Origin of the sequence: Faecalibacterium prausnitzii, from assembly GCF_049532945.1 — a bacterium.
GTDB lineage: Bacteria > Bacillota > Clostridia > Oscillospirales > Ruminococcaceae > Faecalibacterium > Faecalibacterium prausnitzii_N.
Genome location: NZ_CP186691.1, coordinates 1,260,751 through 1,286,977, shown reverse-complemented (window position 1 = coordinate 1,286,977; position 26,227 = coordinate 1,260,751). Strand labels below are relative to the sequence as shown.

Sequence of the window (26,227 nt, the reverse complement as noted above, 5' to 3'; positions counted from 1 at the left end):
TTGGCAGCTTATATTTCCGTGCCGCGCGATTTCAGCAAGGTGAAGTCCAAAGTAGCCTTCAACCTGACCGCCCGGCAGCTTATCTGTTTTGGTGCAGCGGCAGTCGTAGGCGTGCCGCTGTTCTTTGTTCTGCGGGACACCGCTGGCAATTCCGGTGCTACCCTCGGCATGATGGCGGTCATGCTGCCCATGTTCTTTCTGGCCATGTATCAGAAGAACGGTCAGCCCGCCGAAAAGATCCTGCGGTACTACTTTCAGGCGCGCTTTGTTCGCCCGAAGGTGCGTCCGTACCAGACCCGCAATTACTATGCACTGCTTATGAAGGGAGATGACGCCCATGATTCCGTTTCTGAAAAAGAATAAAGACGGCAAAAAGCCGCCCAAGCCCACAGTGCCCCGCACGGCACAGGAGAGCATCCCGTTCCAGCGGATGTTTGAGGACGGCACCTGCCGTGTCCGTCCCGGCTACTACACCCGCACCATCCAGTATCAGGATATCAACTATCAGCTGGCGCAGCAGGAGGACAAGACCGCCATCTTTGAGGAATGGTGCTCTTTTCTCAACTTTTTCGACAGCTCTATCCACTTTGAACTGTCTTTCGTGAATACCGCCACCGATTCGGCAGACTTCGAAAAGTCCATCCGCATCCCGTACCAGCAGGATGGCTTTGACGATGTGCGCGCCGAGTACAGCCAGATGCTGCGGCAGCAGCTTTCCAAGGGCAACAACGGCCTGACGAAAACGAAGTTTCTGACCTACGGCATCGAGGGCGACAGCATGGCGCAGGTCAAACCTCGGTTGGAGCACATCCAGAACGACCTGATGAACAACTTTCACAGGCTGGGCGTTCTGGCAAAGCCGCTGGACGGTACGGAGCGTCTGCGGCTGATGCACGGGATGCTGAACATGGATGGAGCCAACAAGTTCCACTTCAACTGGAAAGACCTTGTGCCCAGTGGTCTGTCCGTAAAGGATGCCATTGCCCCCACTGCGCTGGCGTTTAAGAACAGCCGCACCTTTCAGATGGGCGGCATCTTCGGAGCGGTCAGCTTTCTGAATATCACGGCTTCTGACCTGAGCGACCAGTTGCTGAAGGATTTTCTGGACATGGATTCCAGCCAGATCGTTACCATGCACATCCAGTCCGTTGACCAGAACAAGGCCATCAAAACCATCAAGCACACCATCACCGAACTCGATAGATCAAAGATCGAGGAGCAGAAAAAAGCCGTCCGCGCCGGATACGACATGGACGTGTTGCCGTCCGATTTAGCGACTTACGGGCGGGATGCAAAAGCCCTGCTGAAAGAATTACAGTCGCAAAACGAGCGGATGTTCCTTGTCACTTTTCTGGTGCTGAACACCGGCAAGACCGAGCAGGAACTGGAAACCAACGTGTTTCAGGCGGTCAGCATTGCGCAGAAGCACAACTGCGAACTGTGCCGTCTTGACTTCCAGCAGGAGCAGGGGCTGATGAGCAGCCTGCCACTGGCAGACTGCCAAATCGAGATCCAGCGGGGTCTTACCACCAGCAGCACAGCGATTTTTGTGCCGTTTACCACACAGGAACTGTTCGACAACGGCAAGGAAAGCCTGTATTATGGCTTGAACGCCCTGTCCAACAACCTGATTATGGTGGACCGCAAAAAGCTGAAGAACCCCAACGGTCTGATTTTGGGCACTCCCGGCTCCGGTAAATCCTTCAGCGCAAAGCGTGAGATCTGCAATGCGTTCCTCGTGACGGACGATGATATCATCATCTGCGACCCAGAATGTGAGGTGCGACACGAAGTCGCGTAATGTATTGTGTATAAACACTGCTCTATCCATTTGGAGTAACCCTACTGTGACCTGCACTGGTCAAAAGCCGGCGTTGGGAAGCTCACAGGACAATATGGGAAATCTGCCAGCCTAAAGCGGATGTACTGTTAGGGTAAAGAATGCTATGTCGAACGTAATGTGAATCATCGTAAGGATCGTTACAGGGAATAGGTGAAATAAGGCTGATACACCTACACCAAAAGGTGTTGGAGGTGACCGAGGGGCCTTTCGCTACCCCGAAGCAAATGGACACAAATCCTCCCGGTTCAAAGATGGCGGCTAAGGCATTCGAGAATTATGCATTACGTGGAACGTGGAAAACCCTATGCGTTCCTTGAACAAAGGTATCGACCTCGCAAGAGGAAGAAATGGCGCAGAGGGTATGAGATGGAATAAAAAGCGAAAGGTTCACTGTAACGGTGAGCATAGGGGTTCAAAATTTGCCCTGACCTGAAAGGGTGCTGACTTATTCCGGGTATTTCATGGCAAGATTGGAGGTATTCCTGTGAACGATAAGTATTCAACGACGGAAGGTAAAACTTCTGAGAAGCTGTCGGACGAAGCTATGTTGAGTGCCCAATGGAAAAACATTGACTGGCATAAGGCAGAGCGGGAAGTCAACAGGCTACAAATCAGGATTGTCAAGGCAACTCAGCAAAAAGACTACAACGCAGTAAAACGACTTCAGTATCTTCTGACACATTCCTTTTACGCCAAAGCACTGGCTGTCAAGCGTGTCGTAACCAACGACGGGCGCAGAACTCCCGGTGTGGATGGTGTTCTCTGGAACACTCCGGCGAAGAAAATGGCAGCGGCTCTATCGCTGACAGATAAAAGGTATCGTGCACGTCCTCTCCGTAGAGTGTATATCGAAAAGAAGGACAAGAAGAAAAAACGTCCGTTGGGGATTCCCACGATGTATGACCGCGCAATGCAGGCTCTTTATGCTTTGGCACTGGAACCGGTGGCGGAAACAACAGCAGATGGGAAATCCTTTGGTTTCCGAAAAGGAAGATGCGCACAGGATGCCTGCGAATATCTGTTCAATGCACTGTCGCGCAAGCACATTTCTCCGAAGTGGGTTTTGGAGGGTGACATCAAAGGTTGCTTCGACCATATCAGCCATGATTGGCTTCTGGCGAACATCCCCATGGACAAGAACATTTTGAAGCAGTTCTTAAAGGCGGGATTTATCTATCAGCGCGAACTCTTTCCTACCGAGGAAGGAACTCCGCAAGGTGGTATTATCTCCCCCATTCTGGCGAACATGACGCTGGATGGTATCGAGAAGAAGCTGGTCGAACGCTTTCACACGAACGCGCTCGGTAAGGTCGATTTAAGATTTAAGAATGCCCACAAAGTAAACTTCGTCCGCTATGCAGACGATTTTGTGGTCACAGCGGCAACACCTGAACTGGCTCTTGAAGCAAAGGAGCTGATTCGAGAGTTTCTCGCTGAACGCGGATTGGAACTTTCTGATGAAAAGACCGTTGTCACCAACATTGACGATGGTTTCGACTTCCTCGGCTGGAACTTCAGAAAGTATAACGAAAAGCTGATTATCAAGCCTTCCAAAAAGGCGGTCAAGGCTATCGTTTCCAATATCTCTGACACGATTCTCCGCAGAGGAAAAGCGTGGCAGCAAGATGTTCTGATTATGAAGTTGAATGAACAAATTCGAGGTTGGACTAATTACCACCAGTCCGTATGCGCAAGTGATGCGTTCGCGCATCTGGACTATGTCCTGTACGAACTGCTGTGGCGATGGGCTAAAAGACGGCACCCAAAGAAGAACAAGTGGTGGATTTCCACGAGATACTGGCATCGTGTCGGTAATCGGAACTGGGTGTTCTCTACGGAAAACAAGGAGCTGATACGGGTGGACAGCACAGCCATTGTGCGACATACCAAGATAAAAGCTACTGCAAATCCGTTCCTCGATGAGGCGTATTTCCAAAAAAGGAAATTCGATAAAGGAATGCACCGGCTGACTGGAAAATTCAAGATGATTTGGAAAAACCAGAACGGACTGTGCTACCACTGCGGAATGCCGATGGATGTAACGGAAGAAAGAGAAATCTTCTACCTTGCACCAAAGGCAAAGGCTGGCATGGAAGATGTTCGCAATATGCGCTACGTTCATTGCACCTGTCAGCGTATTTATGCTGAGAACCGCTTGAAGAAGTGATGAAATGCTTGAGCCGTATGACGGGAAACTGTCACGTACGGTTCTTAGGCGGGAAGGCGGTGGTAACACCGCTGACCCAGCCGATTACGCTCCGCTGGTGGAGCGTCTGCATGGGCAGGTCATCCACATCAGCCCTGCCAGCACCCAGTATATCAACCCGATGGACATCAACAGCAACTACTCGGAGGAGGACAACCCGTTGGCTTTGAAAGCCGACTTTGTGCTGTCCCTGTGCGAACTGGTGGTCGGCGGCAAAGAGGGCTTGCAGCCGGTGGAAAAGACGGTCATTGACCGCTGCGTCCATGTGGTCTACCGCAAGTATTTCGAGAACCCCATCCCGGAAAATATGCCGCTGCTGGAAGACCTCTACAATGCACTGTTGACGCAAGACGAACCGGAAGCCCGCCATGTGGCGGCTGCGCTGGAAATCTACGTCAAGGGCAGTTTGAACATTTTCAATCACCACACCAACGTAGATATCAATAACCGCATCGTCTGCTTTGACATCAAGCAGCTGGGCAAGCAGCTCAAAAAGCTGGGTATGCTCATCGTGCAGGATGCCGTGTGGGGGCGTGTGACCGCCAACCGCAGTGCCGGAAAATCCGCCCGGTACTATGCAGACGAGTTCCATTTGCTCTTGAAGGAAGAGCAGACTGCTGCTTATTCCGTTGAGATTTGGAAGCGTTTCCGTAAGTGGGGCGGCATTCCGACAGCCCTAACGCAGAATGTCAAAGATCTGCTGGCAAGTCCCGAAGTATCGAATATTTTTGAAAACTCGGACTTTGTGTATATGCTCAATCAGGCCAACGGAGACCGGCAGATTCTCGCAAAGCAGCTCAACATCTCGCCCCATCAGCTTTCCTATGTGACCCACTCCGGCGAAGGTGAAGGGCTGCTGTTTTTCGGTAACGTGATCCTGCCCTTTGTTGACCACTTCCCGAAAGACCTTGAACTCTACCGCATCCTTACGACCCGCCTTTCCGAAGTTGCGGAGGCGCAAAAGCATGAGTGAGAAACAGCCGAAGCTGAAATTCGAGGAGGAAAAGGAGCGCACGGCTACACGCTCCCCTCCGAAAAAGTCTAAAGTGGAGCAGTCGGTGCCCAAAAAGCAGAAACTGAAACAGGATGCAGACAAAGCTGCGGAGAAATCCCAGCATCTGCGTTTTGGCAAAGCCGAGATCACCCCGGATGAAGCATCCCGCATGACAAAGCAGCAGAAACGTGCTATGTATGCCGCTGCCGCCGCCCGGTCTGCGGTGCATCGGGAGGTTGACCAGTACGAGGACGATAATGTGGGCACGCAGGCTTTAAGCGAGGGCGAAAAGGCAGCAGGAAATGTCCGGGATATTTCCAAGAGCATCTATGCCCGGAAGCTGAAAAAGAAAGCCAAGATGCAGGGCAAGAAGGGTGCCAAAACCGCACAATCTTCCCCACAGAAGCCGACTGCGGCACAAGATGCAGGCGCATCCGGCACCGGCGAGGGCGGCTCCAACTGGCTTTCACGCTGGAAACAGCGGCAAGAAATCCACAAAAGCTACTATGCCGCTGCCCGTTCGGGCACGGCGGCGCAGACCGCAGGCGGCAAAGCGGCATCCAACGGTGCATCTGCCACCCGATCCGGCGTGGAGCAGGTCATCGACAAAGGAAGATCGGTGGTCAGCACCGCAGTCAACGGCATTGCCAATTTTGCAAAAAGCAACGCGCACGTTCTTTTGATCGTGGGCGTTTTTCTTTTGCTCTTGCTGCTGGTCATGTCGGCATTTTCGTCCTGTTCCATTCTGTTTTCCGGCACCACGCAGGTATCCGGTCAGACCATTTACACCGCAGAGGACCGGGACATCCGGGGAGCCGAAACCGACTACAAGAAGCTGGAAAAGGAACTGGATAAAAAGATCAAGCGCACCCCCACCGACCACCCCGGCTATGACGAATACCGATACCATCTGGATGCTATTGAACATGATCCTTGGCAGCTCACTTCGTTCCTGACTACTCTTTATGACGACTACACCCGCAGCGAGGTGCAGGCAAAACTCAAGGAGACGTTTGCCAAGCAATACAAGCTGACCACATGGGTGGAAGTCCAGACCCGGTACCGCACGGTAGTGATGATTGACATTTTTACTGGCATCCCCTACACCGTGCAAGTCCCCTATGAGTATCGAATTTTTCACACAAAGCTGGTGAATAAAGGGCTGGAGGTCGTTATCCGGGAGGAACTGGACAACGACCAATGGAAACGGTACGAGATCTTTCAGGATACCTTGGGTGGTCGGCCTTATCTGTTCAACGGCGGTCTGCCGCCCGGTGGCTCCGATGGCTCTGGCGCGCCGGGCATTGATTATCAGGTTCCGGCAGAAGCCCTGACGGATGAGGAGTTCGCCGCCATCTACAAGGAAGCCCAAAAGTATGTGGGCACGCCCTACGTCTGGGGCGGCTCCACCCCGGAAACCGGGTTCGATTGCAGCGGTTATGTCTGCTGGGTCTACAACCAGAACGGGTATAACGTGGGCAGGACGACCGCCAACGGTTTATGGAACAAGAGCCAGCACATCAGCGAAGCCGAAGCAAAGCCCGGTGACCTTGTTTTCTTCGAGGGAACGTATGATACTCCGGGAAAAAGTCATGTGGGCATCTACCTTGGCAACGGCATGATGGTCAGCGCTGGAGACCCCATCAAGTACGCAAACATTCATTCGTCCTACTGGCAGAAATATCTGTCCGGTTTTGGGCGGCTCTCAAAATGATTGGAGGAAGAAATGAGCGAAAAACTCGATAAGCTGCGCGCTTCTCTGGAAAAGGAAAGGGAGCGTCGCATTAAGATCAACACTCGCATTGAAAGCCTTGAACGGCGGATTCAGGAAGCAGAAGCTGCCGAGGTCAACGAGATGGTGCGCACCGCCAAGGTCACGCCGGAACAGCTTGCCGCCCTGCTGCGCCAGTCTGCAACTTCCACCCCGACCCCGGCTGCGTTGTCCGCAGTCGGTGCTACGTTCAACAAGGAGGAATCTGATAATGAAGATGATGAATAAGTTCTGTGCCCTGATGCTGTCGGTGGCACTGTGCGCTGGCATGGCGGCTCCTGCTTTTGCCTATGGCGGTGAGCCTGTGGAGGAAGTGGAACAGCCTGTCCTGACTTCTACCACCGATGAAGAAGATGTTGTCACCGTGACCGATGAGGAAACCGGTGCCCTGACCCCGGAGGGCAATCTGACGCTGGTGGATGATTACCACACCAGTTATTCGGATGGCTCTGGTCAGCAGTTCATCACGCTGGTGTCGAAGTCAGGCAATACGTTCTATTTGGTCATCGACCGCAACGCCAAGGGGGAAAACACCGTTCATTTCATGAATCTTGTGGATGAAGCCGACCTGCTCTCCCTGATGGAAGATGAAGATGCCGAAGCCTATACCGCCGAAAAGGAAGCGGCGGCGCAGGCAGAACAGGAGCGCAAACAGGCCGAGGAGGATGCGAAAAAGGCTGCGGAAGAAGCGGCGGCATCCGGTTCTGAACAGACTGGTGGCAACAAAGTTACGAAGTATGCTGCCACATTCTTAGGCGTACTGGCACTGGTCGGTTTGGTTGCTGGCGGCGGCATTTACACCTTTATGAAGCAGAAGCAGAAAAAGCAGGCAGAAAAAGAAGCCCTTGACCCCGATGCAAACTACACTGAGGACAAGGGCGACTTTGAAATCCCTGTGGAGGATGAGCCGGAGGAGACCGGCGAGGAGGATAACGCAGAAGAATAATTCTATTGGCGGCGTTTGCCGCCTTACATATTGCAATCCGAAACAGATTGGAGGGATTCTTATCGCAAAATTGATCGTGGCGGAGAAACCGTCCGTCGCCATGTCCTATGCCAAAGTCCTCGGTGCCACCAGCCGTCAGGACGGCTACCTTGAGGGCAACGGCTATCTGGTCAGCTGGTGCGTGGGGCACTTGGTGGAGCTGGCACCACCCAATGTCTACGATGCCAAGTACGTCAAGTGGAGCATCGCAGACTTGCCCATCCTGCCGCAAAAGTGGCAGTATCTGGTGTCTGCGTCCACCAAAAAGCAGTTTGGTATCCTGCAAAAGCTGATGAATCGCCCGGACGTAGACAGCATCGTGAACAGTTGCGATGCAGGACAGTGCGGTTGGGTGACTTAAGAGAAAGGAAAAAGAGACCTCATATCGTTGAAAATCAAATCCAAAAATCATTTAAGGAGCAATTCAAATGAAACGAAATCAGTATTTCGACCATAATCACTCTCAAAAAGCGCTTTACTGCCGCTACAACATGGACACCAACCGGGTGGAAGCCCAATTTAATGATGGCACTATCGTCAATTTCGCATTATTGTAATAACAGATTGCTTCTTCCATGAATGGTAATATTATCATCAAACTTTTGGAAGAACTATAAATGTCCGAGGTGCCTTTGATTTCGACAGAAAAACAGGCTGAATTGTTACAAAGCTCGGACATTTCAAAAATTTTTTGAGAAATGGCGAAAAAAGCGGGGCAGCACACGCCGCCCCGCCGATCCCATACGGTTATTCCATCGCCCGCATTTGTTCGATCAGGGATTGCTTTTTCTGTCTGCGGATTGTCCATACAGACAAGATCAGTTCCATTCCGAACAATACCAGAATGAACAGTCCCATTTCCAAAACCGGGAATTTGTAAGGCACTACATTTCCGGCAAAAGCTCCTATACTCATTTTTCTGCAAGCAAAGATGGAAGCCGGAAGCCCAACGATCAGCGTCGCCAATGTTGCAAAGAGCGCATAGCACAGCCCCTCACAGATGTTCATTTTACATAGCTGTTTTTGTGTTAGGCCGATAGAACGCAGAATACTGTTTTCCTGCTTTCGGGCTATCTGGTTAGAGAGTGTCGTATTGATAAGGTTGATAACGCCAAAGAGAAATACCAACCATGAAAGTATCTCCATACTGCCAAACGCAAAAGAATTTGTCATTTCTTCATATTCAATCACTGTATTGATTTCATCTAAGGCAATATTACTATGGCTGGCAACAATATTTTTCAATTCAGCTCCCACATAGTCCGTTTTTTTAGCGTCATTTACAATGCTCCATGAATAGTCAAAAGAGGTGATTTCCGGGTGCAGTTCGTGGAACAACGCTTCTGGTGCAAAAAGAGTTGCCCCATCTAAGTGCATCCTGCCATGTCCTGAATATACCTTTGCAGGAGCGTATAACCCCGATATGGTAACAGAAACGGATGGCTGTTCTTCTCCCAAAGAAATCTCAACCGTTGAACCAACACCCATATCCTCATTCTGCTTTAGCACATTATAGTCAATTACAATACTACGGGAATCTGTTGGCATGGTTCCCTCTGTCAGAGCCGCTTCAACTGCCGCATAATTCTGGTCGGTCAGCATATCGCACATACCACCAGCTTGATGAATCTCTGTTTTATAAGTTGCATGGAGAGATTGCCTGCTTGGAATTATATCTGTAACGCCATCAATAGATAAGATTTTCTGCTTTAATTCCTCATTCAATGGATTTCCCGCTGCCATAACCTTTTCTTCTGTCATTTCAGAATCCAAATAAATTTTATAGTCGCCGTCTGGGAAAAACTGTCTTGCAAGCGCCTCTGGTGAGCGCAGCAAAACAATGGAGGATACCACAAGCAGGATAATTCCGCCCAAACTCAATGAGGCTACAATAGCAACGGTCTTTTTTCGGTCACGCCTAAAATTTGCAATTCCCATTGAAACAGGATTGAGCTTGATATTCTTTTTCCGGCTGCGGATGTCCTTTTGCGCCGGGGTAAAACGGACGGCTTCAATGGGGGAAATCCCTGCCGCAATTTTCACCGGCTTACGGATGGAAACAGATATCATGATCCAACTGCTTATAAGCGTTAAAATAACCGTTGCCACATAGGAAACAGCGTTAAAACCCTTGGAAAACAGGAGGAAACCGCCGCATACGCCCAGCACTGTGCCAATCAGAATCCCGATACTGCCGAGTTTGCGTCCCTCGTTCTTTACAATCCGCTTGATTTGCTTTGGTGTCGCACCAATCGTCCGAAGCTGCCCGTAGCTTTGGATTTTGTCATTGATGGAGATACGGAAGATACTCTGGATCACAATATAGCCGCCAATCAGAACAAGGGCAATCACACCTGCCATCAGTGCAAAATCAAAGGATTTAGAAGCATAGGCAAAATACTTACTGTTCATTTTGGGCATAGGAAGCTGATATTCCTCCGCAATCTCCCTGCAATAAGAGGTCATCAGTTCTTCGCCCAACTGGTCGCTGTTTTTGAAATGGACATAGGCGCGATAGCCAGCCGGGTCAAACCCGTTCCATTCTGTCAGGGCAGCGTTGGAAAGAATGATAGCGCAGGTATTCGCTTCTTTTTCATTTACGCTGTCCGTAATGCCGGTAACGACATAATCACCATGAAAACTCTCTGTATCTAAGGTCACAGTGTCCCCGATCTTGGCATTGTTTCCATAGGTGGAAAGAAAGTATTCGCTTACAACAACTTCATTTGCTTTTTCAGGAACCCGGCCCTCTAACAACTCCATCTGCGCCTTGGCAATCTCCATCATTTGCGCGTCGCAATACACATAGGACGCATGATAGCCCTGTTCTGAAAGTTCCTCACCCAGCATATAGTAGCCGCCTACGCGCTCAAACTCCGGCAGTCCTTTCAGGGTTTCAATGTCGTTTTCCTCTACGCCCAGCCAGACCGCCTCATAAGTATCGACAACCTGATTGCGCTGCATTTGTGTCAGGGAGGTAGACACAATTCCCGTAAAGCAGATCAGAAATGCCGCCAGCGCAACGGCAATCACCACCATCAGATTCCGGCGCTTCTCGCTTTGCAAACTTTTCTTTGCCAGCTTCTTTGTAATGGCGCTGGTATCATTCTCAAAAGGCCATGTCATAGCCTGCCACCTCCTTACTCCACAATCTTGCCGTCCTCAATGCGGACAATCCGATCTGCAAGACGGGCAATGTCGTCATTGTGCGTAATCATCACAACAGTTTGCCGGAACTCTGCACTGGTGCGCTTGATAAGCCCCAGCACCTCGGCGCTGGTCTTGCTGTCAAGGTTACCGGTTGGCTCATCGGCCAGCACAATAGCCGGTTTGGTAATCAGAGCGCGGGCAATCGCCACACGCTGCTGCTGTCCGCCAGAAAGATTATTCGGCATATTTTTCAGTTTATCTTCCAGTCCCAGCAGGTGTACGATCTCGTCCAAAAATTTCTGATCCACCGTGTCCCCGTCCAGCTCCACCGGCAGGACGATGTTCTCATACACATTCAGGATGGGAACAAGGTTATAGTTCTGGAAGATAAAGCCGATGTTGCGGCGGCGGAAGATGGTAAGCTGTTCATCGTTCTTCTTTGCCAGTTCTTCGCCCCGGACGATCACGGTTCCGCTGGTGGGAGTGTCCAGCCCGCCCATCATGTGAAGCAGGGTGGACTTGCCGCTACCAGAGGTTCCCACAACAGCCACAAACTCGCCGTCCTCCACGGAGAAATTTACGCCGTCAAGGGCGCGGGTAATGTTCGGTTCTGTACCGTAATACTTTTTCAGGTCAATCGTCTGTAAAACGCTCATATTCAAAACTCCTTTCAAGGCTTCCTACCTGTTGATGAGTGTATTGTAAAACCCAAATGTCCGCGAAATGTTACAGCGGCTAAAAAAATTCATTGAAAATTGAGGTGAAATGTTACAACGCTCGGACATTTCATTTTATCTCTGCACTTCGGGCCAACTTGACCCGAAGCAGAAAGTTTCTCTCAACGCAAGGGAAGCATAATGGAAAATTTCGAACCCTTGCCCGGCTCCGAAACCACTTTGATATAGCCACCCTGCCGCGTTACGATCTCGCGGGCCAGATACAGGCCAATGCCCACACCCTGCTGTTCGTGTACTTCTTCCTCACGATAGAAGCGCTGGAAGATAGCGGCCTGATTGCTTTCGGAAATGCCCTTGCCAGTGTCGGTCACTTTGATTTCCACATACATTTCCCACAGCACCACAGACACAGCGATTTTCCCGCCTGCCGGGGTGTACTTCACCGCATTGTCCAGCAGGTTAAAGAGGGCTTCCGATGTCCACTTGCTGTCATGGGAAACGGTCAAATCCTCCGGGCAGTCCACGGACACGGCGATTTCCTTTTTCTCCGCTGCATACACGATCCCACTCATGGCCTGTGCCACGGTATCAAAGAGGCGGCTCGGTTTCTTGTCCAACTGGATCACGCCTGTTTCCAGACGGGAGGTTTTCACAAGGGCCTGAAAGAGAAAGTCCAGCTTATCCGTCTGGCTGCGGATTCCCCGGATAAAGTCGGTGCGCTCTGCCTCGGCCATAGGCTTTTCCAGCAGGGTGTCCGTCGCCATTTTCAGATTGCTTACCGGCGTTTTCACCTGATGGGAAATATCCGATACAAGGGTCTGTAACTCCTGCCGTTCCTCGTCCACCCGGCGGCGGTTCTCCTGCATGATCTGGTAAAGCCTTGCCAGCCGGTGTCCGATTCTGGCAAGCTGGGTTTCGCTGTCCTCTGGCCGCTGGGGCGCTTCATTTCCGGCAATCATGTGGTCTAAGGTCTGGCACAGGTCAGCGGTAAACTGTGATAACCGTTTTCCAAACGCCTGCGTCAGTACAAAAATCCCTACAAGGGCGCACAACAGCAGCGCCCCGCCCGTCAGCAGCACCACCGTCTGTTTTGTCACAAGAAAAAGGGCTATGGTGATCCCGGACATGGAGAGGGCAAACCCTATTGCCACCCGGCCAAACAGCCGCTTTACCGAGAGGTTTTGAAACTTCATTTTGCCTCGCCTCCCGTCCATTGATAGCCCATGCCGTAAACGGTCTTGATGTAGGGCGCGCCGCCGTCGGATTCAATCTTGCTGCGAATCCGGCTGATAGAAGTTGTCAGGGTGTGTTCGTCTACAAACCTTTCGTCTATATCCCACAGCTTTTCCAAAAGCTGCCCACGGGTCAGCACTTGCCGGGGATTTTTGCGGAACAGGTTCAGCATTTTGTACTCCATCGGGGATAGGGTCAGGGGCTTGCCATTTAAGGAAGCCGTCTGTTCCGAGAAGTCCAGAAACAGCCGCCCGTCGTCGTAAATGTCCTTGGCCGGTTTGTGGTGTTCCAGCATGGCGAACATGGCTTTGATTTTCCGCTGCAAGGCCCCGATCACAAAGGGCTTTGTGATGTAGTCCACCGCGCCCACCTCATAGCCCCGTATCTGGTCGCTCTCCTGATCGTTGGCGGTCAGGAAAATCACGATGGTATCCGGGTGCTGGGGCTTTATCAGCTTGCACAGTTCAAAACCGTTCCCGTCCGGCAGGTTGATGTCCAGCAGCACTAAATTAAATTCCCGCTGGCGGATGGCTTCGGCTGCGGTTCTGGCATTTAGGGCAGAAGTCACGCCGTAGCCGTCTGCGGTTAGGTTATAGGCCAACATCTTATTCAAAAAACTGTCGTCCTCGACAATTAAAATCTGCTTCATATCCTCACTTCCTTTGCTTTTTGCAGATAGTATAACAGGCAAATGTCCGTGAAATGTTACAAGGACAAATATATTTATCATTTTACAGCTTTTTTATGTGTACTGCAATTTTATAAAAGAAAGGACAGCAGTATCATCAAATTGCTGTCCTTGCGGTTTATTATAGCTGGTAGTGTATAAGCGTGGGTTCATCATATTTGGTGTGGTATCTTTAACTATGGGAAACTCCCCGCTCCCATTTTAAAACTGCTTTATCCGTAACATTTAGCTTTTGTGCAAGTTCCAGTTGTGTCCACCCCCCTTTCCTTTCTTAATTCCGAGATGAACGTACCAAATTTTTGACTATCCATGTCGATTGTCCTTTCTCTTGAACTGTCTCAATCCATATCACGTTTTCCGATTTATTTCCACCTACGATTTGTAGAGTCCTTCATTTACTTCTCTACTTTCTGTTTACTTTAAGAAAATGATCGTAACAGCGTCCATGTTTTCGCTCGCCACTTTTCCAATGGATTATGACAGTTTTAGCGAGAGATTATCCATATTGATTATGTGTAGTGTACCATGAACCAACAAAAATATCGAATGTCACTAATGCTGTAAAGGAGCGTGATGCCATGACCCAACCCAAAACTGACCTAGCCTATCTCCGCAGCGAAAAAGCCAAGGCAGAGCAGAAGCTGCGCTCTTGTCAGCACCGAGAGAAAATTCTTGAACGCCAGATGTCAGAGCTGAATCGGAGAGAGCGTGTGCATCGTCTTTGCACCCGTGCCGGAATGCTGGAAAGTTTTCTGGTCTGTCCGGGAGAGCTGACCGATGATCAGGTGATGGAGCTTCTGAAAATCTCGTTCCGTCAACCGGAAGTCGTGCTGGCACTTGCAAAGATGGTGCATGATGTTCACGAACGCAGCAACGTCCAAAACCCTTTAGAATAAAGGGCGCAATTATACACCGTTCCGGTGAAATTGCGGTCTTGCAGACGGCTCGATGAAATCGAAGCTGGCGTTTGTGCGCCAGCCCGATTCCATCCCAAGGAAAACTGCATTTTCCTTGCGCTGCTTTGCAGCTATCCTTTTGCGGCTCCCGCCTGAGACCGAAGCGCACAGCACTCCGCTCCAAGGCGGCGAGCAAAACCGAATACGATTCCAGACCGTTCACCAAGAGCAATCTTGCTGGGCGGTCTTTTTGTTTGGGGGTGATGCCTATTCCGTGTCCGCATTTCAAAATTACCATCGTTAAGCGCAGCCAAGGGCAGTCCGCTGTTGCCGGGGCCGCTTACCAGAGCGGCGAACGGCTGTTCAGCGAGTACGACCAGAAAACGAAATTCTACAACAAGAAGAAAGAACTTGTCCATGCCGAGATCATGCTGCCATCCCATGCGCCGCCCAGATATGCAGACCGGGCAACGCTCTGGAACGCAGTGGAAGCCGTGGAGAACCAGTGGAACTCCCAGCTTGCACGGCGCATCGTGCTGGCGTTCCCAGTGGAGGTGCCGAAAGAGCAGTATCTGAAAATGATTCGGGATTTTTGTCAGGAGCAGTTTGTTTCCAAAGGGATGATTGCTGACTTTGCCATCCACGACAAGGGAGATGGAAACCCACACGCCCACATTCTGCTGACGCTCCGGGCAATGGACGAACACGGCAAGTGGCTTCCAAAAGCCCGCAAGGTCTACGACCTTGACGAGAACGGTGAGCGCATCCAACTTCCTTCTGGCAACTGGAAGTGCCATAAGGAAAACACGGTGGACTGGAACGACCAGAAGTATGCAGAGGTCTGGCGGCATGGTTGGGAAACCATCACCAACCGCTATCTGGAAGCAGCTGGCAGACCGGAACGTGTTGACTTGCGCTCCTTTGAACGACAGGGCATCCAGCAGATACCGACCGTGCATCTCGGCCCTGCTGCGCACCAGATGGAAAAGCGTGGAGTGGAAACCTTTCTCGGAAACCTGAACCGGGACATTCGTGCAGCCAACAGCCTGATGCAGTCCATCCGCAGCGCCATCCGTGGGCTGCAACGCTGGATTGCAGACCTGAATGAAAAGAAGCAGCTTCTTCTGGACGCTCTGGAAAAGGCGAAGGAGCCCACACTGTCCGATCTGCTGGTGGACTACTTCAATCTCCGCAGCGAACAGCGCAGCGATTGGTCTGGCAAGGCAAAACTGAAATGCACTGTCCGAGACTTTGAGGAAGTCAAACGGGCGGTGGACTACCTGAAAACCCATTCTCTGAACACCGTTGAGGATTTGAACCAAGCCATTGACAGCTTAAATCAGACTGCCGCTCCTCTCCGCAGGCAGTTGAAGCAAAACGAAAACCGTATGCGGACAATTGCCCAGATAAAAGATGCTGCCGCCGTCCATGCCAAGCTGAAGCCCATCCACGATACCTTTATAAAGAAGAACTTCAAGCTGACCAAGGACGCTTATGCCGCCCAGCACAAAGAGGAACTGGACACCTTTAATAAAGCTGTCCGCACCCTGATGAAGCTGAACGGCAACACAGCGGTGGATTTTTCGGCATTGAATGCCGAATTTTCTGCGCTGCAATCCGGCAGCGCAGAGCTGCGCACCCAACTGGAAACCTTGCAGCCGGACATCTCCGCCCTGAAAAATATCCGCAAGTATATCGACATGGTGCTGAATAAGCAGCAGCTTTCCGCACCGGGCGGCAAGACCCCGGAGAAGAAATCAGTGCTGAAACAGCTGGAGCAGCTTCAGCAGAAAAAGTCCAACTACAAAACGATTTCTACCACCCCAAACCGCGAAGAATCGCTCTAAACGATCTTTCTGTCACCGATATGCCGTTGCAATCAGTGGCAGAAGTACATAATTCATTTGTTTTTTGCTGGCTTTTGGCTATTCTCGCTGGCTAGTGAGTAGAGGCGTACTTTTAAGGCAGAAATTTTCTCCAACACCCCCCATTTTAGGCCACTTTTTCTGTTAATAGTAGAAGCGCCTCTTTGAAAGCCGGTCATTTGTGACCTTTTTGTTAATTCTCAAAAAGATGGTTGTCTTTGGGCTGTTTTCGTTGCCTACCTATTGAGAGGATTTTTTCAAAAGCGGAGATTTGGTCTCAAGAATTACAATTCAATTACAAGTTTCTCACCAATGCTACGAAACAGGCGTTCTCGATGCCTACCAAGTGTAGGGCATCTTTTTCAAGACCATTCTCGGACTATTATGACGTTTTGTTTACAAAATTGCTTGCAATGCTACGAAATGGCCTTTTTCATCGGCTACCAAGTAGAAGGATGTTTTTCGTCCGTCAAAGTCCAGAAATCTTCCATATGTTCCTTGACAAGTGAATAGTTCAATCGTCCGGTACTTCACAAAAGGTACTTCTGTAACTCGCAGCCCGGTCATAACGAAGACGGGGTGGCTGAAACGCCAATGGTGCGGTGCAAGTCCGCCGCCGGACGATTCCCCACTCCTAGGGAAGTCGAGGACCAATATGGGAGACCTTAACTTATTAACGCAGTTGAGCACTTGTTTCGTGCTTTTCTGCGACTGGAGAATTGGAACCCACCAATTCTCGTTACATACGCTTTGTTTCCGATTTCTGCTTCAGCTGGAGGTGATCAACATTTCAGAATATCTTACCACGCAAACTCCGCTGCCGCCGTTTCTCCCATACCCACGCTTTCTTTTGGAACTTGACCTGAGCCAGACTGCAAAAATGACTTATGCGCTGCTGCTCGACCGTGCCACGCTCTCGCAGAAAAATCTCTGGACAGATGAACGAGGTTTCGTGTTTGTCATTTTTACGATTTGCTCTTTGGCTGAGCAGCTAGGGCGCAGCACGGTCAGTGTTTCCAGTGCGCTTAAGGAATTGGACGCTGCGGGATTGATTGAGCGCAGACGAACGCGGTTTTCTTCGCCCAATCACATCTTTGTAAAAATTCCAAATGTTGAATAGTTCTGCGTTTTTCACGATTCAAGAACCGCCAAAATCACGATTCTGCGATGCAGATTCTTAATGGCATCTGCAAAAGAGATTTTTCCTATGCAGTATAGCAGCCTTTAAGACTGTATCAAAGAAAACTTTCACCTAACCAACGTAATAAAACAAAAAGAGAAAAACGAATAGAATCCATCCATTCCTTTCCGTATTTGCACCACATGAATGAGGAGGTCTGCCCTTGAACAAAGAAAAATCTGAGAAGAAGCCCACTACACGCAAACGTGCGCCGAGAAGTCCGAAGTCTGTGCGCCTGATCGTGGAACGCCATTATATCGGCAATGTGCCGATGAATACGCTTTTTCAGCGGCTTGCGGAAGAAGAAATTCGTAAAACTGCCGAATCGTATCTCGCCGCTGGTTAATTGGACGTTTTACTGCGGAAAAGGGCTTGCATCATCACGCAGCATCCGCTACAATGTGATTGATGAGGTCTCTTTTCCATTATGGAGGTACACATGGAAAAGGACAAAAAAGTAACTGCTTTATACTGCCGGCTGTCAAAAGATGACGGTTCAAACAGCGAAAGCCTGAGCATCCGCACTCAAAAGGCGATGCTTATGGAGTATGCCACACGCAACGGTTTCGGGAATTGCCAGTACTATGTCGATGATGGTTACAGCGGTACGAACTCTGACCGCCCTGCCTTTCAGGAACTTCTGGATGATATCCGGGAAGGAAAGGTGGCAACAGTCATTACCAAAGACCAGTCCCGACTTGGACGCAACCACATCGAAACCGGAACGTATATGGAAATCTTCTTTCCTGAGCACGGTGTCCGCTATATTGCAATCAACGATGGTTATGATTCCAACGAGCAATCTCAGATGGATATTGCCCCGTTCCGAAACATCATCAATGAAATGTACGCCAAAGACACTTCCCGAAAAATCAAGAGTGCCCTTTGGACACGCAAGAAAAGTGGAAAGTATATCTCCAGCGGCGCACCGTTTGGCTACCAGAAAGACCCTGCCGACCACAATCACCTTGTGATTGACCCGAACACCGCCCCTGTTGTTGAGTACATCTATTCAATGGCAGAGGAAGGGCTGGGGCTTCACCGCATCGCCAAGCGGCTCCACGATGAAAAAGTTTTGAAGCCGTGTTACTACAAGAAGGAGATGTTTGGCCGCTTTATTGATGATGAAAAGATGTATGATTGGGACAGTGCCTATATCAGTCAGGTTCTGCACAGCCCGGTCTACGCCGGACACATCATCTACGAAGCCAAGCCCACCGTGTCCATGAAATCCAAAAAGCGACGTTATATTCCGTTTGAAGAACGTGCCATCGTTCCGAATACACATGAAGCAATCATCCCACAAGACCGTTGGGAGAACGTGCAGCGCATCCTTTACAGCCGTTCTGGCTGCTTTATGTGTGATAAGACCGACTACGACAATATTTTCAAGGGAATTATCCGCTGTGCAGACTGCGGCAGAACGATGTTAGTCAAGGTTGAGCACAGGCGCAAACGCAACAGCGTTCTGGAACAGACCTTTTATTGTTGCAGCACTTATCGGAAATATGGTGCGAAAGCCTGTGACTCTCATAATTTGGAAGCCCGTGTTCTGCATGAAGCTGTCTTTGCGGACATTCAGGCACACGCAAAGGCCGCTGTGAGTAATCGGGAAGCCCTTGTGAAGAAGATTGCAAATCAGATGCACCTCCGGGTGTCCTCTGACCGGGCGCAGCACAAACGGGATTTGAAGCAGTGTAAAGCACGAATCGCAGAAATCGAAGACCTGTATGCAAAACTTTATGAGGACGTATCAAAGGGACTTCTCCCGGAGAAACGTTTTCAAATGCTTGCAGATCGCTACGACAAAGAACAGGCTGAACTGACCGAGAAGATTGAGCAGTACGAGCGGGAAGGCCGTGCTGAACACGGTCAGCTGGACAAGATTCAGGATTTTATTGATGAAGTCAGCAAGTACGCTGGTATCACCGAACTGAACTATAAGATTCTGCATCAGCTGATTGACAAGATTCTGGTATCCAAAGCGGAAAAGGTTGATGGCGAATACGTCCAGAAAATCCAGATTTTCTACCGCTTTATCGGCCCATTGGATGCCATCGAGTAACAATGTCAGAAAAGTCACCTCCGAGAACTATCCTACAGATTCCGGACGTGAGGGCGAACTGATCTTCCGCTTAGTGTATCAGCAAGCCGGGTGCAAAAAGCCTGTTTCCCGCCTATGGCTGTCCAGCATGGAGGAAAACGCCATCCGGGAGGGCTTTGCCCACCTCAAACCGTCAACTGAATACGATGCGCTGTACAACGCAGCACTCTGCCGGGAACGCGCCGACTGGATGGTCGGCATCAATGCATCCCGGCTTTTTTCGTGTCTGTACAACCAGCCCTTGGCAGTGGGGCGTGTTATGACCCCGGTGCTTGCTATGACGGTACTGCAGGAAGCCGCCATCGCTGCCTTTGTGCCAGAGAAATTCTACACGGTTGCCCTGACCCTTGCAGACGGCGGCACCGCATCCAGCAAACGATTTGCACAGAAAGCGGATGCTGAACTACTGCTTTCCAAATGCCGAAAGGAGGGACGTGTCACAGTGCAGAAGATGGAACGCAAGGAAAAGTCCGAAAGTCCGCCGCAGCTCTACGACCTTACCGCATTGCAGCGGGATGCAAACCGTCTGCTGGGGTTTACGGCACAGCAGACCTTGGATTATGCCCAAAGTCTTTACGAAAAGCGGCTCATCACCTACCCCCGCACGGACAGCCGATTTTTGACGGAGGATATGGCGGCATCCCTGCCGGGGCTGGTGACGAACACGGGCAAGGCGTTTGCTGTGGAAGAGCCGTTTCCCATCCATGTGCAGCAGGTCATCAACGGCAGCAAAGTCACCGACCACCATGCGCTGCTGCCTACGAAAAGCATGGCAAAAGCAGACCTTGCCGCCCTCCCTGCCGGGGAGCGGAACGTCCTGCGGCTGATTGCCGCACGGCTGCTCTGTGCCGTAGGTGAGCCGCACCGCTATGCGGAAACCACACTCACCACCATCTGCGCCGGGGAGGAGTTCTCCGCAAAGGGCAAGGTGGTGCTGTCCGAGGGATGGAAAACTGTGGAACGGAAAATGCTGGGGGATCTGCTTGGCAAGCAGAAAGAAGCGGTTGTTCTGCCGGATGTGAAGGAGCAGAGCCAGTGCAGCGTTGCCGGTGCCGAACTGAAAGAGGGTCAAACGTCCCCGCCGAAACCCTACACGGAAGATACTCTCCTGTCAGCTATGCAGGCAGCGGGTGCAGACAGTATGCCGGAGGGCGTGGAGCGTCAGGGCATCGGCACTCCGGCGACTAGAGCCGCAACCATTGAGAAATTGGTACAGAAGGGCTTTCTGGAGCGCAAAGGCAGCAAGAAAACCAAGGTGTTACTGCCCACGGATAAGGGAAAAGCCCTCATTACCGTGATGCCCGAAGAAATCCAATCCCCGGAAATGACCGCCGATTGGGAAACAAAACTGCTGCAAATCGAACGCAGCGAAATGGAACCGAGTGAATTTATGACTGAAATTAAAGAGATGATCTCCTCGCTGGTAACGACCACCGAGGCTGCGAAGGGAGCGAATGCACTTATGAAAAACAAAATTATTGGTGTCTGCCCGAACTGCGGTAAGCCTGTCGTGGAGCGTGAAAAGGGCTGGTTCTGCGAGAACCGGGAGTGCCGTTTCGTGCTGTGGAAGGATAACGCTTTTCTGAAACGGCTCGGCAAACGCATGGACGCTCATGTGGCAGACAAGCTGCTTCGGGACGGTCGTGTGCGCCTGAAGGACTGCAAGAGCGCCAAGGGCAAGACCTACAATGCTATCGTGCTGCTGTCCTGTGAAGCCGATGGCCGCAGCAAGTTTTCGCTGGAATTTGAAGGTGGGTGCTGATGGAGCAACGAAAAGAAGCGGTCTACCTTATCAACGATGAACGCTATCTCCACCTCCGGGAAAACGGTGCAGGAGTCGGCTTTGCCACCTACAACAAGGTGACCGGCGAGCCGCTGGAAAGCGGGCAGATTTCCGAAAAGAACCTGCCGCCCGATGGCAGGAACGCCATTCCTGCCGCCCGGAACTGGTATCTGTTTGAACTTTCGGACGATGACCGCAAGGTCATCCAACAGGAAAGCGTAAAGATCCTCGAAAACATCCCGCAGGCGGGCATCGGCAGGCGGCGCATCTGGGAGCCGGAAACGCTGCCGAAGGATATTCGTCTCATCAACAGCCACTATGATGACCTCTATCGCATTCCAGATGGCGGCGTGATTCAGGTGGATTACCCGGATGGGCGCAGTTTTACGGCACGGGTGGAACATCTGGATGATTATCACTTTGACATGGGCGGTCTGGGCAATGTGTTCCACATCTGCCAGTTTGCCGAGGTCATGGAACGGAACCATGCCGACTTCTACCCGGAAATTCAGACACAAGACGAGCAGGCGGCATGGGAACTGGGCGGCAAAGGCTATCTTGCCATCCAGTCCTGTGAGGATGGATGGGACTACACCCTCTACCACAGCGATTATTCTGTGATGGACGGCGGGCAGTTGGATGCCCCGGAACTGACCATTCAGGAAGCCCGTGAGCAGATTCTGGAAGCGCACCACATGGAAAAGGGGCGGCGGCTGTTGCAGGACTACGATGCCGCCATGGACAAAGTTGCGGAAACCGAGGAACTGAGTGCAGACCATCGCTCTTCCACACTGGAAAAGCTGGCAGAACTGGCAAGCGATACGTCTGCGCCAAAATCGTCTGCACGTTCTGCGCCAGAACTGTGAGGTGGACGATGCAGCAAAAGTGGAACCAGAATTTTGACGGTGAACCCATGACGGACATCCCGCAGAAATTTCTGAACGCAGGGTGCGATGTTTATATGGTGATGCAGCTGCGGCATGACGAAAAAATCCTCGATGAAAGATTTGCTTCCATGCGGGAACTGCATCGTTGGGGCAAAACGCCCGACCCGGAGCATTACGAGGTCACCTACTATGCTGATTTGCCCGTCATGTGGCAGGATGTGCCGGACAACGAGGTTCTGGAAGAACTGTTTCAGATGTTCAACCTCTCCCGTCCGCAGGATTTTGAGGGGCACAGCCTGTCGGTCAGCGATGTGATCGCACTCAAACGCAATGGCGAGGTGTCTGTGCATTATGTGGACAGCATCGGCTTCAAAGATTTACAGGGGTTTCTGGACAAGCAGCCGGAACGCCCTTCGGTGCTGATGAATCTCAAAGAGAAGTGCGATGCCCCGGAGTGCAATCCCACCGCCTGCCGGAAAGCGAGGGCTGAACATGAACTTTAACCATGAGGAACTCATGCTGATGATGCTCTACAACACCGGCACCCGGCTGGGGCTTATCCACGAACTGCGGCTCATGCAGTGCTACCTGATGCCGGATGAGACCGCCCTGCGGGAGTTGTCGGAGGGTGTTATCGAAAAGCTGAAACTGCTGACCGATGCGGAGTTTGCCGAACTGGAATTTCCCCCGGACTGACCTTTGCCGCCTGCGGGCGGCGTACATAGGCTCTTTTACAATGGGATTCGGTGTGGTATACTGAACTCGACAACTCGGAATTTGTCTTGACTTTATAAAATTCCCCGCCTGATTTGCCCCGTTCATTGTCCAGATAGTACATATAGCAGTGGTCACAGCCCTCACTGTATTTGCGGCAGCCATGCCAGGGATTCCAAATATCACTGCTCATACCGATTCCTTTCCAGTTCGCAAATCAGACTGTGAGGCATTCTTCGTGGCCCACGTACCGCACCAATCCCATAGGCTTTCAGCTTCTCAAACGGGAGAAAAGACGGGTTGTACTGATCCAGCTTTTTCAATCTCATCACATGGTTCATATGTACGTTGCCATCATCATAATGGTAAGGAATATTGACTTCTGTAGCTTCGCACCGATATAGAACAGCGGAAACCGGGGCCGTAACATATAGACAGACAACATCGCCAACGGCTACTTCCTCCTGTTTATAGCCTTGGTCAGTAGTTTGATACTATGTACGAACTTTCTGCGTACTTGCTTTCGTTTTCGGATACCGTACAATATTTATACAATGAATCGTCAAGAGAGGAGGCAACAAGGTGACTTCTTTAACCATAGAACAAAAAAGAGTGGACATATACCCAAGCGCAAAGCCGGGCAGCCCAGTTATCTATCTCAACACCTTTTCCAATGCCGTTAACAGTGTGTATAAAAACCTGATGGCGCTCGGCTGCCCAGATTTCAGTCTGGTGGCGGTCAGTAAGCTGAAATGGGATCATGACATGACACCGTGGTATATGGGGCCGATCTCTAAACACGATACGCCCTGCACCGGGGGTGCGGATGATTACCTGAAACTGCTTCTGGATGAAATTATGCCGGAAGCGGAAGCACTCCTTCCCGGTGCGCCCGCCTGGCGGGGCCTCGCCGGTTACTCGCTGGCCGGGCTGTTCACCCTCTACGCTCTCTACCAAACAGATGTGTTTGCCCGCGCAGCGAGTATGTCAGGTTCCTTCTGGTTTGAGGGCATCATGGAATATGTGTGCTCCCATGAGATGAAGCGCAAACCTGACTGTCTGTATTTTTCTCTCGGAGACAAGGAGAGCTCCACCGATAATCCGATTTTGAACGTTGTGCATCAGAATACGCAGGAGATAGAAACACTGTGCCACGGGAAAGGCATCGAAACCACCTTCGTACTGAACAGTGGCAGCCACTATCAGGCGTGCAACAAGCGCACAGCGGCTGGCATTCACTGGATATTAAATAGATAAACCGACAAGGAGATAAAACGATGGATACGATTTATTCGCTTTTTCAGAAAGTAGTTAAAGAACATGAAAATGCCCCGGCTATCATTGAAAACGACCGCACCATGACTTTTGGAGAGCTGTCCAACATGGTGGATATGATCACGTGCAGCTTTCCGCAGGAAGTACACAGCATCGGCATCGTCATGCGTCACCGAACCGAGATGATTGCCTCGATTCTGGCGGTACTCAAATGCGGCGGCCGATACGTCCCAGCCGAGCCGGATTTTCCCACCGGGCGCATCCATGACATGATGACCGAGGCACAGGTGGATTTTGTGCTGACGGAACACGCCTTTGCGCCCAAACTGAACAGTTTCCCCATCCGCTATACAGATTGTGAGATCTGCGGCGTGGAGACGCCCTCCTGGAAGCGCAACGCCGTGGAGGACCCGGAACGCCCCGCCTATGTGCTGTATACCTCCGGCACGACCGGGCGGCCCAAAGGCGTCTGTGTTACCAACCGCAATGTCTGCCACTATGTGCGCGCCTTTGCGAATGAGTTCCACCCCGGCCCCGGCGATGTCATGCTGCAATATTCCGTCTGTTCCTTTGACATCTTTGTGGAGGAAGTGTTCACCAGCCTGCTGAATGGCGCCGCTCTGGCCATCCCCTCTGACGAGGACAAGGCCGACATCCATGCGTTGATGGCTTTTGTGGAACGCCACCATGTGACTATGATCAGCGGCTTTCCGTATCTGCTGGCAGAAATGAACCACCTGTCTGTCATTCCGTCCTCTCTGCGGCTGCTTATCAGCGGCGGCGATGTGTTGCGGGGCGTTTATGTGGATCACCTGCTGGACAAAGCAGAGGTTTACAACACCTACGGCCCCTCCGAGACAACGGTCTGCGCCTCCTATTACCGTTGCAATAGTGGAACTGTGTTGGCGGACGGTACCTATCCCATCGGTCATCCTGTACTGGGTGCGCAGATCAGGATTCTGGATCAGTCTGGCAACGCGGTTGCCAAAGGGCAGACGGGTGAGATTTGCATTTATGGCGGCGGTGTATCTCTGGGCTACATTGGCGACCATGCCGAGGAAAACAGAGCTTTTGAGCGGCAGCCGGACGGCAGCACCATGTACCGCAGCGGCGATTTGGGCTATATCCTGCCGGATGGCAACATTGCATTCCTGCACCGCAAGGACGACCAGATCATGATTTACGGCAAGCGGGTGGAACTTGCCGAGGTGGAGTCCCGGCTCTATCGGTGCAAGGATGTGCAGCAGGCTATTGTCCGGGCTTTTACCGACGAGGATGGACTGTCCTATATGACCGCCTATGTGGTGCCTTCCGACAATAAGCTGAAAGTCTCGGAAGTAAAAAAAGAACTGTCTGAAAATCTGACTTCCTTTATGATCCCAGAGTTCTTTGTGAAGATGAAGCAGATTCCTTTGAATATCAACGGTAAGCCGGATGTGTCGAAACTGCCGGTGGTAATGAAAGCGGGGGCATTATAATGGAGATTCAGATCCGGCAGGCCACGATCCAGGACCTGAATGTATTGATGCAATGGCGAATGGAAGTCTTGCATGAGGTATTCTCCATCCCCTCGGAGCGGTCTGTAACAGAGCTGGAATCGGAAAATCGCCGCTACTATCAAACAGAACTGCCGCAGGGCGGACATATTGCCTGCTTTGCCTACGTAGGGGAGGAAATCGTCGGCTGCGGCGGGATATGCCTCTATCATGAGATGCCCTCACCGGACAATCTAAACGGGAAATGTGCCTACCTGATGAACATTTATACCCGGCCGCAGTTTCGCGGACACGGCATAGGGAACAGAATCGTCAGGTGGCTTGTAGAGCAGGCTCGTCAGCGGCATATTTCAAAAATTTATCTTGAAACCTCAAACAAAGGCAGGCCGCTGTATCAAACAATCGGTTTTGCCGATATGAAGGATATGATGAAACTGTCCCGTGAAAAATAAGCAAAATCAAAGGAGCATACATACAATG

At 51.2% G+C, this 26,227-nt stretch carries 24 protein-coding genes and 3 pseudogenes; 21 read left to right on the top strand and 6 right to left on the bottom strand.

Annotated elements, in window-relative coordinates; all coding sequences use genetic code 11:
• The 9 genes and pseudogenes from ACNQFG_RS06425 to ACNQFG_RS06385 all read left to right on the top strand — a co-directional run bounded on the left by ACNQFG_RS06425 (nt 1) and on the right by ACNQFG_RS06385 (nt 8,356).
• Nucleotides 1-363, top strand: coding sequence for a PrgI family protein (locus ACNQFG_RS06425; RefSeq protein WP_181967347.1), 363 nt, complete (start codon nt 1-3; stop codon nt 361-363).
• Nucleotides 338-1,780, top strand: a pseudogene (locus ACNQFG_RS06420) (VirB4-like conjugal transfer ATPase, CD1110 family); the annotation flags it as partial. The gene ACNQFG_RS06425 and the pseudogene ACNQFG_RS06420, both read left to right, overlap by 26 nt.
• 547 nt (nt 1,781-2,327) lie before the next feature.
• Nucleotides 2,328-4,010 (top strand): group II intron reverse transcriptase/maturase, encoded by a 1,683-nt coding sequence (gene ltrA, locus ACNQFG_RS06415; RefSeq protein WP_149795379.1) that lies wholly within the window; start codon nt 2,328-2,330, stop codon nt 4,008-4,010.
• Between the two features lie 73 nt (nt 4,011-4,083).
• Nucleotides 4,084-5,022: pseudogene (locus tag ACNQFG_RS06410) on the top strand (VirB4-like conjugal transfer ATPase, CD1110 family); the annotation flags it as partial.
• A complete protein-coding gene (locus tag ACNQFG_RS06405; RefSeq protein WP_423406365.1) occupies nt 5,015-6,757 on the top strand; it encodes a C40 family peptidase in 1,743 nt (580 codons plus the stop codon). The pseudogene ACNQFG_RS06410 and the gene ACNQFG_RS06405, both read left to right, overlap by 8 nt.
• Before the next feature lie 12 nt (nt 6,758-6,769).
• On the top strand, nt 6,770-7,042 hold the full coding sequence (locus ACNQFG_RS06400) for a DUF4315 family protein (protein WP_015536499.1): 273 nt from the start codon (nt 6,770-6,772) through the stop codon (nt 7,040-7,042).
• Nucleotides 7,026-7,760, top strand: coding sequence for a DUF4366 domain-containing protein (locus ACNQFG_RS06395; protein ID WP_423406364.1), 735 nt, complete (start codon nt 7,026-7,028; stop codon nt 7,758-7,760). The genes ACNQFG_RS06400 and ACNQFG_RS06395 overlap by 17 nt, the downstream gene beginning before the upstream one ends.
• A gap of 100 nt (nt 7,761-7,860) precedes the next feature.
• Nucleotides 7,861-8,148 (top strand): annotated as a pseudogene (locus tag ACNQFG_RS06390) (DNA topoisomerase); the annotation flags it as partial.
• Between the two features lie 79 nt (nt 8,149-8,227).
• Nucleotides 8,228-8,356 carry a DUF6061 family protein gene (locus tag ACNQFG_RS06385; RefSeq protein ID WP_242852859.1) on the top strand — a complete coding sequence of 43 codons (129 nt, stop codon included), beginning with the start codon at nt 8,228-8,230 and terminating at the stop codon, nt 8,354-8,356.
• A 190-nt stretch (nt 8,357-8,546) separates the two neighbouring features.
• On the opposite strand, the gene ACNQFG_RS06380 is transcribed toward ACNQFG_RS06385, so the two are convergent.
• The 5 genes from ACNQFG_RS06380 to ACNQFG_RS06360 all read right to left on the bottom strand — a co-directional run bounded on the left by ACNQFG_RS06380 (nt 8,547) and on the right by ACNQFG_RS06360 (nt 13,794).
• Nucleotides 8,547-10,925, bottom strand: a complete 2,379-nt coding sequence (locus ACNQFG_RS06380; RefSeq protein WP_098922173.1) for an ABC transporter permease — start codon at nt 10,923-10,925, stop codon at nt 8,547-8,549.
• A 14-nt stretch (nt 10,926-10,939) separates the two neighbouring features.
• Nucleotides 10,940-11,605 carry an ABC transporter ATP-binding protein gene (locus ACNQFG_RS06375; protein WP_007890430.1) on the bottom strand — a complete coding sequence of 222 codons (666 nt, stop codon included), beginning with the start codon at nt 11,603-11,605 and terminating at the stop codon, nt 10,940-10,942.
• 182 nt (nt 11,606-11,787) lie between these two features.
• A complete protein-coding gene (locus ACNQFG_RS06370) occupies nt 11,788-12,819 on the bottom strand; it encodes a sensor histidine kinase (RefSeq protein WP_423406363.1) in 1,032 nt (343 codons plus the stop codon).
• Nucleotides 12,816-13,508, bottom strand: a complete 693-nt coding sequence (locus ACNQFG_RS06365; protein ID WP_007890426.1) for a response regulator transcription factor — start codon at nt 13,506-13,508, stop codon at nt 12,816-12,818. Before ACNQFG_RS06365 ends, ACNQFG_RS06370 begins: the two co-directional genes overlap by 4 nt.
• Nucleotides 13,509-13,719: 211 nt before the next feature.
• Nucleotides 13,720-13,794 (bottom strand): hypothetical protein, encoded by a 75-nt coding sequence (locus ACNQFG_RS06360; RefSeq protein ID WP_227623140.1) that lies wholly within the window; start codon nt 13,792-13,794, stop codon nt 13,720-13,722.
• A 331-nt stretch (nt 13,795-14,125) separates the two neighbouring features.
• Between ACNQFG_RS06360 and ACNQFG_RS06355 the strand changes: the two genes are divergently transcribed.
• The 9 genes from ACNQFG_RS06355 to ACNQFG_RS06315 all read left to right on the top strand — a co-directional run bounded on the left by ACNQFG_RS06355 (nt 14,126) and on the right by ACNQFG_RS06315 (nt 22,958).
• A complete protein-coding gene (locus tag ACNQFG_RS06355; protein ID WP_055192418.1) occupies nt 14,126-14,443 on the top strand; it encodes a DUF3847 domain-containing protein in 318 nt (105 codons plus the stop codon).
• A gap of 269 nt (nt 14,444-14,712) precedes the next feature.
• Complete coding sequence (gene mobQ, locus ACNQFG_RS06350; protein WP_423406556.1) at nt 14,713-16,290, top strand: MobQ family relaxase; 1,578 nt, start codon at nt 14,713-14,715, stop codon at nt 16,288-16,290.
• Between the two features lie 673 nt (nt 16,291-16,963).
• Entirely contained in the window at nt 16,964-17,428 is a 465-nt protein-coding gene (locus tag ACNQFG_RS06345) for a replication initiator protein A (RefSeq protein WP_242699957.1), read from the top strand.
• Between the two features lie 223 nt (nt 17,429-17,651).
• Nucleotides 17,652-17,834: a hypothetical protein gene (locus ACNQFG_RS06340; RefSeq protein ID WP_005924684.1), complete on the top strand. Its 183-nt coding sequence runs from the start codon at nt 17,652-17,654 to the stop codon at nt 17,832-17,834.
• A gap of 81 nt (nt 17,835-17,915) precedes the next feature.
• Nucleotides 17,916-19,553 carry a recombinase family protein gene (locus ACNQFG_RS06335; RefSeq protein WP_423406362.1) on the top strand — a complete coding sequence of 546 codons (1,638 nt, stop codon included), beginning with the start codon at nt 17,916-17,918 and terminating at the stop codon, nt 19,551-19,553.
• On the top strand, nt 19,540-21,354 hold the full coding sequence (locus tag ACNQFG_RS06330; RefSeq protein ID WP_423406361.1) for a DNA topoisomerase: 1,815 nt from the start codon (nt 19,540-19,542) through the stop codon (nt 21,352-21,354). The genes ACNQFG_RS06335 and ACNQFG_RS06330 overlap by 14 nt, the downstream gene beginning before the upstream one ends.
• Entirely contained in the window at nt 21,354-22,241 is an 888-nt protein-coding gene (locus ACNQFG_RS06325; RefSeq protein WP_423406360.1) for an LPD16 domain-containing protein, read from the top strand. The genes ACNQFG_RS06330 and ACNQFG_RS06325 overlap by 1 nt, the downstream gene beginning before the upstream one ends.
• Before the next feature lie 8 nt (nt 22,242-22,249).
• The gene (locus ACNQFG_RS06320; RefSeq protein WP_423406359.1) at nt 22,250-22,765 is read left to right on the top strand and encodes a YodL domain-containing protein; all 516 of its coding nucleotides are present in this window, start codon (nt 22,250-22,252) and stop codon (nt 22,763-22,765) included.
• Nucleotides 22,755-22,958, top strand: coding sequence for a transposon-transfer assisting family protein (locus ACNQFG_RS06315; protein ID WP_097779582.1), 204 nt, complete (start codon nt 22,755-22,757; stop codon nt 22,956-22,958). The genes ACNQFG_RS06320 and ACNQFG_RS06315 overlap by 11 nt, the downstream gene beginning before the upstream one ends.
• Here the strand turns inward: ACNQFG_RS06315 and ACNQFG_RS06310 are convergent.
• Entirely contained in the window at nt 22,894-23,169 is a 276-nt protein-coding gene (locus tag ACNQFG_RS06310; protein WP_423406358.1) for a DUF5131 family protein, read from the bottom strand. The two genes, ACNQFG_RS06315 and ACNQFG_RS06310, sit on opposite strands and share 65 nt — an antisense overlap.
• Before the next feature lie 389 nt (nt 23,170-23,558).
• On the opposite strand from ACNQFG_RS06310, the gene ACNQFG_RS06305 reads away from it, so the two are divergent.
• Genes ACNQFG_RS06305 through ACNQFG_RS06295 form a run of 3 tightly spaced genes read left to right on the top strand, consistent with a single transcriptional unit; the run spans nt 23,559 to nt 26,199 of the window.
• On the top strand, nt 23,559-24,233 hold the full coding sequence (locus ACNQFG_RS06305) for an alpha/beta hydrolase (RefSeq protein WP_215674047.1): 675 nt from the start codon (nt 23,559-23,561) through the stop codon (nt 24,231-24,233).
• Between the two features lie 20 nt (nt 24,234-24,253).
• Nucleotides 24,254-25,729, top strand: coding sequence for an amino acid adenylation domain-containing protein (locus tag ACNQFG_RS06300; RefSeq protein WP_215674048.1), 1,476 nt, complete (start codon nt 24,254-24,256; stop codon nt 25,727-25,729).
• The gene (locus ACNQFG_RS06295) at nt 25,729-26,199 is read left to right on the top strand and encodes a GNAT family N-acetyltransferase (RefSeq protein WP_005924656.1); all 471 of its coding nucleotides are present in this window, start codon (nt 25,729-25,731) and stop codon (nt 26,197-26,199) included. Before ACNQFG_RS06300 ends, ACNQFG_RS06295 begins: the two co-directional genes overlap by 1 nt.
• Nucleotides 26,200-26,227: the final 28 nt, after the last annotated feature.

Coding starts and splice junctions, on each gene's coding strand:
- ACNQFG_RS06310 (WP_423406358.1), bottom strand. CDS start 23,169: ATGAGCAGTGATATTTGGAATCCCTGGCATGGCTGCCGCAAATACAGT.
- ACNQFG_RS06395 (WP_423406364.1), top strand. CDS start 7,026: ATGAAGATGATGAATAAGTTCTGTGCCCTGATGCTGTCGGTGGCACTG.
- ACNQFG_RS06385 (WP_242852859.1), top strand. CDS start 8,228: ATGAAACGAAATCAGTATTTCGACCATAATCACTCTCAAAAAGCGCTT.
- ACNQFG_RS06405 (WP_423406365.1), top strand. CDS start 5,015: ATGAGTGAGAAACAGCCGAAGCTGAAATTCGAGGAGGAAAAGGAGCGC.
- ACNQFG_RS06365 (WP_007890426.1), bottom strand. CDS start 13,508: ATGAAGCAGATTTTAATTGTCGAGGACGACAGTTTTTTGAATAAGATG.
- ACNQFG_RS06295 (WP_005924656.1), top strand. CDS start 25,729: ATGGAGATTCAGATCCGGCAGGCCACGATCCAGGACCTGAATGTATTG.
- ACNQFG_RS06375 (WP_007890430.1), bottom strand. CDS start 11,605: ATGAGCGTTTTACAGACGATTGACCTGAAAAAGTATTACGGTACAGAA.
- ACNQFG_RS06330 (WP_423406361.1), top strand. CDS start 19,540: ATGCCATCGAGTAACAATGTCAGAAAAGTCACCTCCGAGAACTATCCT.
- ACNQFG_RS06315 (WP_097779582.1), top strand. CDS start 22,755: ATGAACTTTAACCATGAGGAACTCATGCTGATGATGCTCTACAACACC.
- ACNQFG_RS06320 (WP_423406359.1), top strand. CDS start 22,250: ATGCAGCAAAAGTGGAACCAGAATTTTGACGGTGAACCCATGACGGAC.
- ACNQFG_RS06335 (WP_423406362.1), top strand. CDS start 17,916: ATGGAGGTACACATGGAAAAGGACAAAAAAGTAACTGCTTTATACTGC.
- ACNQFG_RS06380 (WP_098922173.1), bottom strand. CDS start 10,925: ATGACATGGCCTTTTGAGAATGATACCAGCGCCATTACAAAGAAGCTG.
- ACNQFG_RS06370 (WP_423406363.1), bottom strand. CDS start 12,819: ATGAAGTTTCAAAACCTCTCGGTAAAGCGGCTGTTTGGCCGGGTGGCA.
- ACNQFG_RS06400 (WP_015536499.1), top strand. CDS start 6,770: ATGAGCGAAAAACTCGATAAGCTGCGCGCTTCTCTGGAAAAGGAAAGG.
- ACNQFG_RS06345 (WP_242699957.1), top strand. CDS start 16,964: ATGGGAGACCTTAACTTATTAACGCAGTTGAGCACTTGTTTCGTGCTT.
- ACNQFG_RS06325 (WP_423406360.1), top strand. CDS start 21,354: ATGGAGCAACGAAAAGAAGCGGTCTACCTTATCAACGATGAACGCTAT.
- ACNQFG_RS06355 (WP_055192418.1), top strand. CDS start 14,126: ATGACCCAACCCAAAACTGACCTAGCCTATCTCCGCAGCGAAAAAGCC.
- ACNQFG_RS06300 (WP_215674048.1), top strand. CDS start 24,254: ATGGATACGATTTATTCGCTTTTTCAGAAAGTAGTTAAAGAACATGAA.